The sequence below is a fragment of the Paraburkholderia metrosideri genome (genome assembly GCF_904848625.1).
Lineage (GTDB): Bacteria > Pseudomonadota > Gammaproteobacteria > Burkholderiales > Burkholderiaceae > Paraburkholderia > Paraburkholderia metrosideri.
Genome location: NZ_CAJHCP010000002.1, coordinates 322,809 through 336,049 on the forward strand (window position 1 = coordinate 322,809; position 13,241 = coordinate 336,049).

Genomic DNA, 13,241 nt, shown 5'->3' on the forward strand with positions numbered 1-13,241 from the left:
CGGCCTTAGCCGCTATGCAAGCCACTCGCACGCAAATCGGGCGGCCAGCGCCGCGCTGGCGAAAATCGTCGCGAGCCAGCATAGCGCACGCAAGGTCCAATGCGCGCTGAGATCGCCCACCGCCGAGTGCCTCGTGCTGAGCAGCACAAGCATCACCATGACGGGCGTTGCTGTCGAGCCGTTGAGCACTGCGCTCCAATAAAGCGCGCGAATTGGCTCGACGTGCACGAGCGTCAGCGCCACCCCAATCGACACACCCAGCGCCATCACGACGAGCAGCGCGTGCGCAACCGGCCGGTTGCGTTGTTTGCCGACGCGCTGGTCCCGCGCGCTTACCGCTGCATTGGCCGCCGACCCGGCGAGCGGCGGCAGCGCGAGCAGTGCGGTGCCGATGAACGCAATCCCCAGCACATGTGATGCGTATTCGCCGGCAATCGGGGCAAGTACGCTCGCGGCGTCGTGGGAATTGTCGAGGCCGTGTCCGGTCGCATGCAAGGTCGCTGCAGCGGCCGCCATGATGAACAGGCCCACGCCATTCGAGAGGACCGTTCGGATCAGCGTGTCGTGGCGCATTTTTTTCAAATGGGGCCCGCGCGTCTGGCAGGTGGCCTCGGCTCCGTCTGAGTGAGGTTGCGACTGGGGTTGCTGTTCTTCGATCTGCTGTTCGGCTTGAGAAAAAAGCAGGTACGGACTGATCGTCGTACCGAGCACCGCGAGCAACATCGTGAAATAGTCCACGCTCCACGTAATTCGCGGCACGACAGCGCGCAGAGCGAGCGTCTGCCAGGATGCATGGCTTACTACGACCACGCCGACGTACGCAAACAGACATAGCGCGAGCCATTTCAGAATCCTTGCGTAACGTGCGTACGGCACGAACCATTGAAGCGCCATCGACAGCACGCCGAATGCGGCAGCGAATAGCGGAACTGAGCCACCCCAGACGAGCTGCGCACCCGCACCCATCGCGACGACATCGGCTGCGATATTGAAAATATTGGCGATGAGAAAACGCATGACCGCGAGATAGAACAGGGGCCTGGAATAATGCGCGCGCATATTCACCGTCAGCCCTTTGCCCGTCTGCGCGGCGATTCGCGCGGCGACGAACTGGAACGCTACCATCGACGGATACGACAGCGCGCAGGTCCAGAGCATGTCATAGCCGAATTGCGCGCCAGCCAATGAATACGTCACCACGCCGCTCGGGTCGTTGTCCGTCGCGGTCGATACCAGCCCGGGTCCGACATGGGCGGCCCACGAATGCGCCGGCAACTCGTCGCGCGTCTCCGTACCTCCTTGCTGGCCGTCGGCGAGAGACATGCTTGTCCTATTGTTGTTGTGCTGGCGAGAAACCGGTGCGTTATAAGCTCGACTTTCTGGTCGTTGCCGCGTGTCCCGGTTGTTGCAGCGGATGCCGGCCCGATCCAATGCCGCCATCCGCCTGCTTATCACGTCAGGTGATTGCCGCCCGTGACACCGTACACCTCGCCGGTCACGAAGCTGGATTCCTGCGACGCCAGCAGCACATACACCGGCGCGAGTTCCGCCGGTTGTCCCGGCCGCTTCATCGGAACCTCCGAACCGAATTTTTCGACCTTTTCCTGCGGTTGACCCCCGCTCGGTTGTAGCGGCGTCCACACCGGGCCCGGCGCGACGGCGTTCACGCGAACCCCTCTGCCAACCACCTGTTTCGCCAGTGCATGGGTAAAGGCCGTGATCGCAGCTTTGGTCGACGCGTAATCGAGGAGTCCGGGACTTGGCTGATAGCTCTGGATCGAGGTCGTATTGATGATGGTCGCGCCCGGCGGCAGATGCGGCAGCGCAGCTTTGCATAGCCAGAACATGGCGAACACGTTGGTGCGGAAAGTGGCTTCGAACTGGCTGCTCGGAAGCTCCGCGATGTTATCGACGTAGGTCTGCTTGCCCGCGACATTCACCAGAATGTCGAGGCCGCCGAGCCGTTCGATCGATTGATCGACAAGCTCCGTGCAAAAGGCTTCGTCGCCGATATCGCCAGGCAGCGCGATGGCCTTGCGGCCGGCAGCCTCAACCAGCCTGACGACCTCGCGTGCGTCCGCTTCTTCGCTTGGCAGGTAATTAAGCGCCACGTCGGCGCCTTCGCGCGCAAAGGCAATCGCAACCGCGCGGCCAATCCCGCTGTCCGCGCCGGTAATCAGTGCACGGCGGCCGGCCAGTCTGCCGAAGCCCTTGTAGCTGGTTTCCCCGTGGTCGGGTTGCGGATTCATCTGTTTCGCGAGCCCCGGCGCCGATTGAGGCTGGCGTTCGAACGGCGGCTGTGGGTACTGTTTGGTGGGGTCTTGCATCGTAAATTGATCTTTGGTGTCGGACATGTGGGGCTCCTTGCGTCGGTAGCGGGTGCGGGGCGTCGTCTTGCGCGGCCCGCATGAACTCAATTGAGAAGCAACGGGTATTCCTGGTAGAAGGGGGGAGGCACCCGTACGCCGTTAGACCGTGCGACGCCAAAGAGCCACGTTCGGAAATCCGCAAGGGAAACGGCACTAGCCCGCTCAGCCGGAACGCAGTTTGCTCGCGTGATAAACCACGATGCACTGATCGCGCAGGAGCCAAACATGCCCGACGACAAGCCCGCGAGGAAAGCCCGCAGCGCCACGCTGGCCGACTCCGACTCCGACGTCGAACGCGATCAGCAACCAGCAACACTCGACGCTTGCCGCCGTTGCCCGTTATGGCGTGACGCGACGCAAGCGGTGCCAGGCGAAGGACCGCGACGCGCGCAGATCATGCTGATAGGTGAGCAACCTGGCGATGCAGAGGACGTTCAGGGCAAACCGTTCGTCGGCCCAGCGGGCGCATTGCTCGATAAAGCGTTGCAGGACGCGGGCGTGGCGCGCAACGAGGTGTACGTCACCAACGCGGTCAAGCATTTCAAATGGACGCCACGTGGCAAGCGCCGCATGCACAAGACGCCAGCGCAGCGTGAGATCGACGCTTGCGAATACTGGCTCGAGCGGGAGCTTTCCAGTGTCAAACCGCAAGTGATCGTGACGTTGGGCGCGACGGCGCTGAAAGCGATGCTTCACGATTCGCATGCCCGCTTACAGGACGTTCTGGGCAAGGCAATCGAGCATGGCGGGCAGCGGATCGTGGCGACCTATCATCCGTCCTATGCGCTGCGCGCGCCGGATCCGGAGACTCGGCGTGAAGTCTACGACGCAATCGTCGCAGCGCTAAATGCAGCGGAAAAGCTGCTGCGTTCAGCTCGCAAAAAAGCGGATTGATTGGATTCAAGAATCTGAAACGCCGCGCTCAAAAGTTCTCTTCATCCGGGTCTGGTCCCCGAGTGGGGCCGGCGGGCACAGCGATCTTTACCGCACGCCGGGTCCGCGCGGACTCGTAAATTGCCTCGACGATCCGCTGGTCCTGCAAACCTTCTTCGCCGGGCGTATGCGGCGTCTGTCCCCGCACTACGCACAGCGACATATGATCGATTTCGCGGGCGAACTGATCGACGGGATCGATGCCAATCTGTATCTGCGCGTTTTTGCCCTCGACCAGTTGACCTTTGCGCAACTGCAAGCCGTTATAACCAAACGCCGGATTCATTTCGGCCCATCCCTGCGCGCCTTGCAAGCGGAAAAAGCGCGACTCGTGGCTGGCGTAGCTCGCCATACAGGTCGCCGTGAGCCCGCTCGGGAAGCGCAGCAAAAATTGCACGGACTGCTCGACTTCTTTGAAACGCGGATCGTCGTCCGGCTTATACGTCGTGGCGAAGACTTCGAAGGGTTCTTCGCCGCTCAGAAAGCGCGCGGCATTCAGGCAATAGATGCCGACGTCCGGTAGTGGACCGCCGCCTGCCAACGCAAGCTTCAGGCGCCATTGAGTAGGGTCGCCCACATTCTGCGAATTACCCGCGATGAATTCGTGCAGCGGCCCAAGCTGTTTTTCCTTGACCCACTTCGCGATCATTCGGTCCATCGGTTCGTACTGACTGCGGTACGCAATCATCAACAACCGATTGGCCTTTTTACAAGCCTCGATCATCCGCTGGCATTCGGCGCTGCTCACGGCCATGGGCTTTTCGCAGAGCACATGCTTGCCGATCGCGGCAGCGCGGATCGTGTATTCGGCATGCATCCCATTGGGCAGCACGATGTAGACGACTTGCACCTCGGGATTGTCGGCGAGCTTTTCGTAGGTTTGGTAGGTGTAGATCGCCGATTCGCGCACGCCGTACTGGCGGCCAATTTTCTTCGCCTTCTCCGCGTCGCCGCTGACGAGCGCGACTACCCGCGAGTATTTCGATGCCGACAGCGCGGGCAGAATCTGATTCAACGAGAGGCGCCCCAGCCCGACGATGGCGTAGCCCACACGGCGATCCGGTTCGGCGTTTGGATCGGGCGTGTTCTCGGCCGGCTCGGTGTTCGGGTCCTGGATTAGCGGCAGCTTGACGCTATTCGGCGCACCTGGTGTCGCCGCGGCCGCCAACGCCGGGCCGCTCGCCCCTGCCATCAACAGCGCGGCCATGCCGGTGCCCGAGCGTTGGAGAAAGCCGCGTCGGCTTTGGGCGCCGCTGGCGTGTTCGGGCGGCCGCGAATCGTTAATGTGATCGGGGGAATCGTCGGAGTTCATGCGCTGGCTCCTTGCATAGTCTGGCGTGTGGCTGAGTCGCGCAAGGCGCGTTCCTTGCAGCGCGTTGCGCTGGGTAAGCCAGCTGTAATTTCGCGGTTCGGTTTTTGCTTAAGCATGCTGATTGTTTCTCTGATCGACAGGAGAAAAGATGCGGACGGCGAGGGCATCGCATAAACCGGCACGCTTCAAGGTTCGGCTTTTGGGCGCCTATGTCGCGTTCGCGCTTGCGACAATTTCCCGATCCGTCGACGCTGAGTCCACTGCGCCGCTCGATTACTTCCTTCATGCCGGCGGCCCGGCCGCGCGGCCGACGATGCATCTGGGCTGGGCGCTCGCCGCTATTGCAGTGCTGGTCACGCTCATCGTCGGGGTGTTGCTGGTTGCTGCGATAGTCCGCAAACGGCCTCTGAACGCTGAAGATTCGCTGCACGCCGACGCCGGCGGCATGCGTTGGATTTATATCGGCACAGGCGTGTCGTCAGTCGCGTTGCTGGCGATATTGGTCTATATCCTCATTACGCTGGAGCGGGTTGCGTCGCCAGTGACCCATCCGCAACTGACCATCATCGTTACCGCGTACGACTGGTGGTGGAAAGTGGATTACACCGACGACTCCAACCCGAAGCGTAACTTCAGCGCAGCGAACGAGATTCACATTCCGGTCGGTGAACCAGTCAGGATCGAGCTGAAAAGTGCCGACGTGGTCCACGCATTCTGGGTGCCGCAACTGGCGGGCAAAACCCAAACCATTCCAGGGCAAACCAACCAACAGTGGATTCAGGCGGACCATGCGGGCGTTTATCGCGGGCAGTGTTCGCAGTTTTGCGGCGCACAGCACGCGCATATGGCGTTCGAGGTGGTCGCGCAAAGCCCCGCCGATTTCAACGAATGGCGCGACAGTCAGGGACAGCCTGCAATGTCGCCTGCCAATGCGGACAACGTGAGTACGGGGGGCGCAGCAAGTGTCGCCAATGGCAAGCGCCTGTTCGCCGATCGCTGCGCGGGTTGCCATACGATTCGCGGCACTGATGCGCAAGGCCTGCAGGCACCCGATCTCACGCATCTCGACTCCCGCCGCACGATTGCCGCGGGGGCACTCAGCAATACGCCGGAGCATCTGCTCGACTGGATTCAGCACGCGCAGCAGATCAAGCCCGAAGCCCTGATGCCCGACATTGCGCTGAGCGCGGCGGACGCCGCCGCGTTGTCCGCATATCTGGCCACGCTGCATTGAGAATCTGCCGGCCCACGAAGGAGCGAATGCATGTCCGATTACTCAGAGCCTTCCTTGCCGCCAGGCACGTCGGCCGAGTCGCAGTCATTGCCGCTCACGCGCGTTCCGCAGCGCGGCCGGGTAGCGCCCGGCAGCGTCGACGAAAAGCGCCTGCGAGAAATATGGGAGGCGCCGCCCGGTTGGCGCGGGTGGCTTTCGACGGTGGATCATAAAACCATCGGTCTGCGCTATCTGGTCACCGCGTTCGTCTTTCTGCTGATGGGCGGTGTAGAAGCGTTGCTGATGCGTATCCAGCTCGCCCGGCCCAACGCGACGGTCCTCACGCCCGAGCAATACAACCAGTTGTTCACGATGCACGGCGTGACGATGATTTTCCTGTACGCGCTGCCGGTGCTATCTGGCTTCTCGAATTATTTATGGCCACTCGTGCTTGGTTCGCGCGACATGGCGTTTCCGCGGCTGAACGCGCTCTCATACTGGATCTTTCTATTCGCGGGCATCTTCCTGTATGCGAGTTTTCCGGCGGGGCAAGCACCGGATGCGGGCTGGTTCAACTATGCGCCGCTGTCGGGCCTCGAATACAGCACCGGGCCGAACATCGATATCTACGCGCTCGGCATGGTGCTGCTCGGCATTTCAACCACGGTCGGCTCGATGAATTTCGTGGTGACCTTGCTGCGGATGCGCGCGCCAGGCATGTCGCTCGACCGGATGCCGGTGCTGGTGTGGGGCACGCTCACCGCGTCGGGCGGCAATCTGCTGGCGGTGCCCTCGGTGAGCCTCGCGTTTTTTCTGCTATGGATGGACCGTCGTATTGGCACGCACTTCTTCGACGTGCTCAACGGCGGCCGCCCGCTGCTCTGGCAGCACCTGTTCTGGATCTTTGCGCATCCGTGGGTCTATGCGGTCGTTCTGCCCGCGATGGGCATCGTTTCAGACGCATTGCCGGTGTTCTGCCGACGTCCGCTGGTGGGCTACGGGCCGGTTGCGCTGTCGACGGTCGCGACGATGGTGATCGGCTTCGTCGTATGGATTCACCATATGTTCGCGACCGGGATTCCGGCGCTCGCGCTGTCGTTTTTTGGCGCTGCCAGCATGGTGATCGCGATTCCGAGCGCGGTCGCCACCTTCGCGTGGATCGCGACGATCTGGACGGGGCGGCCGGTGTTCCGCGTACCGTTCCTGTTCTTCGCGGGCTTCGTGCTGCTGTTCGTGGTGGGCGGGGTGTCCGGCGTGATGACGGCAGCGGTCCCGTTTGACTGGCAACTCACCGACACCTATTTCGTGGTCGCGCATCTGCATTACGTGCTGCTGGGAATCAACGTGTTTCCGGTGATTGGCGGCATCTACTTCTGGTTTCCGAAATTCACCGGCAGGATGATGAGCGAGCGGCTGGGCAGGATTGCCTTCTGGGTGTTGTTCACCGGCTTTAACGTCGCTTTCTTTCCGATGCATATTGCCGGACTGCTCGGCATGCCGCGGCGCATTTACACCTATCCCGCCGACATGGGATGGAACACGGTGAATCTCGTCACGTCGATCGGCTCGTTTCTGTTTGCGGCAGGCGTATTGATCTTTCTGATCGATCTGCTGGTGAGCCTGAAAAGCGGGAAGGTCGCCGGCGACAATCCATGGGATGCGCCCACCCTCGAATGGTCGGTCAGCTCTCCGCCGCCGCCGTATAACTTCGCGGTCGTGCCGACGGTCGCGAGCCGTCATCCGTTGTGGGAAGGGCGTATCGACGAGCCTGGCGTCACCGTTCATATGCGCTCGCAACTGGACGAAGGCTATCTGCTCGCACAGGGCCGCGAAGCGCTCGGCACGACCGCGCTCGAAGGGATTCCCGATGTGATCCTGAAGATGCCCGGCGATTCGTACGCGCCATTCTGGCTCGCGGTTTTCGCAACGCTGGTGTTCAGCGGGCTCGCGCTGGGCGCATGGATTTTCGCGGGCGCAATGGTCGCTGGCTGCGCGGTGTCGATCATTGCGTGGTTGTGGCCTGAACGTGCGTTGATCCAGCGCGAACCGGCCGTGGTTCACGACGTGCGAGGCTGACATGAGCGACGCCTTCGATCTGAATCAGCCTGCAGCGCAACCTGACGAGCCCGCGCGCCTGTTGCCCATTGGGAGCGCGGGAGAGCGCTCGAGCGGGTGGTGGGGCTGCCTCACGCTGATCGCCACCGAAGGCGCACTGTTCGGCTATCTGATCTTTTCGTATCTGTATCTGGCCTCGCAAAGTCCGCAGCATTGGCCGCCTGAGGGTTTGCCGAAGCTCGGCCTTGGTATCGCGAACACCGTCATCCTGCTGTCGAGCAGCGGGTTCGTCTGGCTATGCGAGCGCCTGGTGCGGCGCAGGCGCTTGCGCTGGGCGGTGGTGTCGATGGCGGTGGGCGTCGTGCTCGGCTGCGTGTTCGTCGGCATCCAGATGATCGAATGGCACGATCACCCGTACGGACTGACCACGCATCTGTACGGTTCGCTGTATTTCACCATCACCGGGTTCCATATGGCGCATGTGTCGGTGGGGATCGTCGTGCTGCTGTTGCTGCTGCTATGGACCGCGCTCGGCTACTTCGACGAAAAGCGCTGCGCCGCGTTGACGATCGGCGGCCTCTACTGGCATTTCGTCGATGTCGTCTGGCTGTTTATTTTCAGCACGCTGTATCTGACGCCTTACCTGTTTCGGAGCGGGTCATGACCGATGACATGAAAGCGCTCGATACGTCGCCTCCGACCATGCGATACCTGCTGATCGGCCTGCTCGTCGCGCCGTTCGCGTGGCTGCTGCAAACGCTAATCGCGGAGACGCTGGCGGCGCAGGCCTGTTATCCGTTCAACCAGCCCTTGTCCGCACCGATCGTGCCGTGGATGCGGCCCGCGCTGATCACGATGAGTGTGGTGTGCCTGGTCGCGGGGGCGTTTGGCAGCCTGATCGCGTGGCGCAATCTTCGGAAGATCGGCCCGAAGCAGTGGGGCGCGTTAAGCGGTGCACGGCGTTCGCGCGCCGAACTGGAGTGGTTTCTGAGCCGTGTGGCGATGATGTGCAGCACGTTGTTCCTGTTCGCGCTGGTTGCGACCGACGTCGCGTTGGCGGTCGTGTCGCCTTGCAGGTGGTGGTGATGATGCGGGCCTATGACGCTTACGTTTCCGCTCGACATGCCGTGCCGCGTTCACGCCTGCGGAAGCGCGCGGGATTCATCGTGATCGTTGCGTGGGCGCTGGCGCTAGCGCTGGGCGTCACGCGGGTCGATGCGGCCGAACCGGTCATCGCGCCCGCCGACAACGCGACGATTATTGCCGCGAGCGGCGCGGTCAACAGCGCCGCCGACGCCGCGCAGATCGCTCGCGGGGCCTATCTTGCGCAAGCCGCCGACTGTGCCGGCTGCCACACGGCCGCGCCGCGCCCGACCCAACCGGGTGTCAAGCCGATCCTGTCGCCGCCGTTCGCCGGCGGTCTTGGCATGGCGTCGCCGTTCGGCACGATCTATTCGTCGAACATCACGCCCGATCCGCACGTGGGTATCGGCGCCTATAGCTATGACGATTTCGCGCGAGCGTTGCGTGACGGCGTTGCACCGGGTGGCAAGCGGCTATATCCGGCGATGCCATTCCCTTCGTTCGCCAAAATCTCCGACGACGACATGCACGCGCTCTACGCGTACTTTATGCATGGCGTTCAGCCGGTTGCCATCGCCGCGCCCGAAACCAGCCTGCCATTCCCGTTCAGCCAGCGCTGGGCGCTCATGTTCTGGGACTGGGCGTTCGCACCACGCGGGCCGTTCAAGCCGGAACCAGCACGCGATGCGCAGTGGAATCGCGGCGCCTACCTCGTGCAATCGCTTGGACATTGTGGCGCCTGCCACACGCCACGCGGTCCCGCGTATGAAGAGCGTGGCTATACCGAATCCAGCAAGCTTTATCTGACCGGCGGCACCAACGATCACTGGTTCGCGCCGAACCTCACCGGCGATCCCGGTTCGGGGCTCGGCCGGATTTCCGCCGCCGACCTTGCCGCGTTCCTGAAGCAGGGACACGGCGGTGGCCTGGTTACGTTCGGCAGCATGGTGCAGGTGGTGGAGGACAGCACGCAATACATGAGCGACGCGGACCTCGCGGCCATCGCCGCGTATCTGAAGAGCCTGCCGCCGCGCGCACAGAGCGGTTTGTTCAATGGGCGTTCGCGCGCCGCTCAGCAGACCGCGCAAGCGCTGAAAACCGGCGATGTCGAACGGCCTGGTGCAGGCATCTACGCGACGTATTGCGCGCGATGCCACCAGTCGGACGGTGCGGGCGTAGCGCAGAAGTATCCGCGGCTTGCGGGCAATCCTGCGGTGCTGTCGGCGTCCACGGCGTCGCTCGTGCGACTGCTGGTCGAAGGCGGCGGCAGTCCGCATACCGGGGAGGGGCCGGAGTCGCGCAAGATGCCGCCGTTCGCCGACAAGCTCAACGACAGCGAAATGGCCCACGTGCTCACCTTTATTCGCAACACGTGGGGTAACGCAGCGGCGCCGGTGACGACTCACGATGTGTCGAGCGCGCGCAGCGCGTTGCACAAATAGTCCGGAGTCCGGCTGAACAAGCCGTTTTGATTCCACTTACCTGACGGGGTGATGCGATTAGCAAGGTTGCGATAGTGACCGGCGCAGGCACTGGGGTGGGGCGGCCGCCGTCGAGGCGGTGGAGGCGACTAGTGCGGCGGTTGCATGCGACCGCGATTGTTGTAATCGCGTGGAAACAGCAAGCACCCCAGTTTCGATCAGCCGAAGCAACGCTGTTGATCTTCCGCGCGAGTCGATATTTAGGCATCCCCTGGCAACGGCAGCAGCGGCCACCGTGCCTCGGATGCGGGTGGCACTTGTCGGCCGCGGGTGGCTGTAGCGCATCCGGCTACAAACTCACGACGGCCAACGGGCGCCACGAACAGATAATAGTCACCACACGACGACAAAGCCATGACGGTTTTTGGGGCTAACGCTTCAGACAGCAATCCGCGACTTCGAAAACCGGTCACCCAGACTGGCGATCGGGGGAGATTACGCGATGCATCAAACCGGCAGGGCCGCTAGGACGCTGATCGACGCGGCTGCGTCAATCGACTATCGAGCCTGACAGCGTGACCAGCTTCAGCCAGATTTGCGGACCGGCGCAAATCGCCGTTTACCTAATAAAGGCGTCAAGCGCCGGAAACGCTCCCGCTTGTGCTCTTCTTCGAAATGATTGAGCGACGGCTTGATCAGATCGCTGCGCGACACGATACCGACGAGGCGCATGGTCTTTCGATCGGCGACGACAGGCAGCCGCTCAAGATTTTGCACGGCCAGCCTTGTCGCAACGAGGCGGCAGGTTTCCGACGGCAACGCAAAGGCCGGCACGCTCTGGCCGAACACGTCGGCCAGCGTGGCGGTGCGTGTCATTTCCGGATTTTCATTGCTGAACCGTTCAAGAAATCCCCGGTCGACCACGCCGGTTACCGCACCCTCGCAGACGACGGGATACGCGCGGCGCAGTTGGCTCGCACCAAAATACGCTTTCAGTGTCTCTGCGACCGTCATTTGCGCATCAATCGATTCGACCGAGGCGGTCATCACTTCGTCGACATAGTGCCGCTCAAGCGGATCGACGCCGTATTCACGGTAGATGTGATAGCCGCGGCGCGCGATTTTCTCAGTCATGATCGACCGGCGCATGACCACCGTCGAAAAACCATGAGCGATCAGCGTTGCGGTCAACAGTGGCAGAAGTGCATTGCTGTCATGGGTCAGCCCGAAAGCGAACACAATGGCGGTTAGGGGCGCGCCCAGCGTTGCGCCGAGCGTCGCGGCCATGCACACGAGCGGCCACAACGCCGGCTGGTTGCCCGGCAGCCAGTGCGACAGCACCGTGCCGAGGCCGGCCCCCAGCATGAGGAGCGGCGCGAGAACACCGCCCGATGTGCCAGACCCGAGCGCGACGACCCACATGATGGCCTTCACAGCAAGCAACAGAAGGGCGATTTGCAATGCGATGTGCTGATGGAGCAGATCGCCGATCACGTCGTAGCCCACGCCGAGTGCGCGCGGTTCGAGCCATCCTCCTATGCCAACGACGATTCCGCCCAGCGCAGGCCACCACATCCAGTGAATTGGCAGCTTGCCGAACAGGTCCTCGGTCTTGTAAAGCGCAGCGGAAAGTCCCGACGCCAGTGCCCCGGATAACAGCCCCGCCACCACGCAGGAAAGCAGTGACCAGCTATCCGGTGCTGCGGTTTCAAGCGGAAACAGCGGACCCGTGCCGAAGAAAATCGCGCGCGTAAAGCCGGCGATGGCGCAGGCGACTGCCACTGGCAAAAAGCTGCGCGGCCGCCATTCGAACAGCAGCAGTTCAACTGCAAGCAGCACAGCAGCCACCGGGGTACCGAACACGGCGGTCATGCCGGCGGAGGCACCTGCGACCAGCAATGTCTTGCGCTCCGCCGCCGTCACCTTCACGCATTGCGCGATCAGGGAGCCCAGCGCACCACCCGTCATGATGATCGGGCCTTCAGCGCCGAATGGGCCGCCACTGCCGATCACGATGCCAGACGACAGCGGCTTGAGGATAGCCACCTTCGGTGACATTTTGCTCTTGCCGAACAGGATGGCTTCGATCGCTTCGGGAATGCCGTGTCCACGAATCTTCTCGGAGCCGTATCGTGCCATCAGGCCAACGATCAGACCACCGAGCACCGGCACCCCAATGACCCAAAGACCGAGCGTATTGCCCGCGGGCGAACGTTCAGCGAAGGACAGTGTGCCGAAGAAGAACAGGTTGGTGAATAAATGGATCAGATTCAGCAATACGAAGGCGGCGAGGGTGCTGACGACCCCAATGCATGCAGCCAGCGCAAAGATGCCAGGTAAGCGCGCGTTGGCCGAAAAATCACGCTTGTGTGAATTCATGCTCATAGTCAGTCAAGGTCGATTTGTGGAATCTGGAAAGCACCCTCGAGAGACTTCAATTCTGCGCGGTGCAATTCTGCCAGTCTCGCCAGCACGCGTTCGCCGGCCTTCTCGAGGTGCACTTCAACCTGCCGCCTGTCGGTCTCGCTGATCTGCCGGCGCACCAGGCTGAGAGCCTCACAACGCGATACCAGCGCAACCACACCGTGATGCTGCGACTGAAGCCGCTCCGCCAATTCGCCGACGGTTGCCCAGTCGCGTTCCGGATAGCCCTTGATATGCAGCAACAACAGATATTGCAACGGTGTAATGCCTTCGCTGTGAGCGGCCTCCTCCGAGAACCGTTCGAAGCGCCGCATCTGATAGCGAAACTCAGACAGTTGTTCGAAGTCGGTTTTGCTCAACCCTTGAGTGCGTACTTTCATGGGATGCCTGTCAATACGAGTAAAGCGGCAAATATATCATATAGTGATGCA

General features: G+C 62.1%; 11 protein-coding genes. 6 read left to right on the plus strand and 5 right to left on the minus strand.

Going from position 1 to position 13,241, the window contains the following annotated elements:
• Window positions 1–12 precede the first annotated feature (12 nt).
• Window positions 13–1,323 carry an NRAMP family divalent metal transporter gene (locus LMG28727_RS04300; protein ID WP_201641065.1) on the minus strand — a complete coding sequence of 437 codons (1,311 nt, stop codon included), beginning with the start codon at window positions 1,321–1,323 and terminating at the stop codon, window positions 13–15.
• Between the two features lie 128 nt (window positions 1,324–1,451).
• A complete protein-coding gene (locus LMG28727_RS04305; RefSeq protein ID WP_201641066.1) occupies window positions 1,452–2,354 on the minus strand; it encodes an SDR family oxidoreductase in 903 nt (300 codons plus the stop codon).
• Window positions 2,355–2,555: 201 nt separating this feature from the next.
• Here LMG28727_RS04305 and LMG28727_RS04310 point away from each other — a divergent pair, with 201 nt between their 5' ends.
• Entirely contained in the window at window positions 2,556–3,263 is a 708-nt protein-coding gene (locus LMG28727_RS04310) for a UdgX family uracil-DNA binding protein (RefSeq protein ID WP_407945823.1), read from the plus strand.
• Window positions 3,264–3,291: 28 nt separating this feature from the next.
• Here LMG28727_RS04310 and LMG28727_RS04315 read toward each other — a convergent pair whose 3' ends face one another.
• Window positions 3,292–4,614, minus strand: a complete 1,323-nt coding sequence (locus tag LMG28727_RS04315; protein WP_201641068.1) for a Gfo/Idh/MocA family protein — start codon at window positions 4,612–4,614, stop codon at window positions 3,292–3,294.
• 148 nt (window positions 4,615–4,762) lie between these two features.
• On the opposite strand from LMG28727_RS04315, the gene coxB reads away from it, so the two are divergent.
• Genes coxB through LMG28727_RS04340 form a run of 5 tightly spaced genes read left to right on the plus strand, consistent with a single transcriptional unit; the run spans window position 4,763 to window position 10,407 of the window.
• A complete protein-coding gene (gene coxB, locus LMG28727_RS04320; protein WP_201641069.1) occupies window positions 4,763–5,848 on the plus strand; it encodes a cytochrome c oxidase subunit II in 1,086 nt (361 codons plus the stop codon).
• A 30-nt stretch (window positions 5,849–5,878) separates the two neighbouring features.
• The gene (ctaD, locus tag LMG28727_RS04325) at window positions 5,879–7,903 is read left to right on the plus strand and encodes a cytochrome c oxidase subunit I (RefSeq protein WP_201641070.1); all 2,025 of its coding nucleotides are present in this window, start codon (window positions 5,879–5,881) and stop codon (window positions 7,901–7,903) included.
• Between the two features lies 1 nt (window position 7,904).
• A complete protein-coding gene (locus LMG28727_RS04330) occupies window positions 7,905–8,546 on the plus strand; it encodes a cytochrome c oxidase subunit 3 (RefSeq protein WP_201641071.1) in 642 nt (213 codons plus the stop codon).
• On the plus strand, window positions 8,543–8,968 hold the full coding sequence (locus LMG28727_RS04335) for a hypothetical protein (protein WP_236591599.1): 426 nt from the start codon (window positions 8,543–8,545) through the stop codon (window positions 8,966–8,968). Before LMG28727_RS04330 ends, LMG28727_RS04335 begins: the two co-directional genes overlap by 4 nt.
• A 2-nt stretch (window positions 8,969–8,970) precedes the next feature.
• On the plus strand, window positions 8,971–10,407 hold the full coding sequence (locus LMG28727_RS04340) for a cytochrome c (RefSeq protein WP_201641358.1): 1,437 nt from the start codon (window positions 8,971–8,973) through the stop codon (window positions 10,405–10,407).
• 564 nt (window positions 10,408–10,971) lie between these two features.
• Here the strand turns inward: LMG28727_RS04340 and LMG28727_RS04345 are convergent.
• Both LMG28727_RS04345 and LMG28727_RS04350 read right to left on the minus strand, forming a co-directional pair.
• Window positions 10,972–12,771, minus strand: a complete 1,800-nt coding sequence (locus tag LMG28727_RS04345; protein WP_201641072.1) for a chloride channel protein — start codon at window positions 12,769–12,771, stop codon at window positions 10,972–10,974.
• A gap of 2 nt (window positions 12,772–12,773) precedes the next feature.
• On the minus strand, window positions 12,774–13,190 hold the full coding sequence (locus LMG28727_RS04350; RefSeq protein WP_201641073.1) for a MarR family winged helix-turn-helix transcriptional regulator: 417 nt from the start codon (window positions 13,188–13,190) through the stop codon (window positions 12,774–12,776).
• Window positions 13,191–13,241: the final 51 nt, after the last annotated feature.

What these genes read in the sequence shown, in the direction of transcription:
- LMG28727_RS04300 (WP_201641065.1), bottom strand. Translation starts at nt 1,323, where the DNA reads ATGTCTCTCGCCGACGGCCAGCAAGGAGGTACGGAGACGCGCGACGAG.
- LMG28727_RS04305 (WP_201641066.1), bottom strand. Translation starts at nt 2,354, where the DNA reads ATGTCCGACACCAAAGATCAATTTACGATGCAAGACCCCACCAAACAG.
- LMG28727_RS04315 (WP_201641068.1), bottom strand. Translation starts at nt 4,614, where the DNA reads ATGAACTCCGACGATTCCCCCGATCACATTAACGATTCGCGGCCGCCC.
- coxB (WP_201641069.1), top strand. Translation starts at nt 4,763, where the DNA reads ATGCGGACGGCGAGGGCATCGCATAAACCGGCACGCTTCAAGGTTCGG.
- ctaD (WP_201641070.1), top strand. Translation starts at nt 5,879, where the DNA reads ATGTCCGATTACTCAGAGCCTTCCTTGCCGCCAGGCACGTCGGCCGAG.
- LMG28727_RS04330 (WP_201641071.1), top strand. Translation starts at nt 7,905, where the DNA reads ATGAGCGACGCCTTCGATCTGAATCAGCCTGCAGCGCAACCTGACGAG.
- LMG28727_RS04335 (WP_236591599.1), top strand. Translation starts at nt 8,543, where the DNA reads ATGACCGATGACATGAAAGCGCTCGATACGTCGCCTCCGACCATGCGA.
- LMG28727_RS04340 (WP_201641358.1), top strand. Translation starts at nt 8,971, where the DNA reads ATGCGGGCCTATGACGCTTACGTTTCCGCTCGACATGCCGTGCCGCGT.
- LMG28727_RS04345 (WP_201641072.1), bottom strand. Translation starts at nt 12,771, where the DNA reads ATGAGCATGAATTCACACAAGCGTGATTTTTCGGCCAACGCGCGCTTA.
- LMG28727_RS04350 (WP_201641073.1), bottom strand. Translation starts at nt 13,190, where the DNA reads ATGAAAGTACGCACTCAAGGGTTGAGCAAAACCGACTTCGAACAACTG.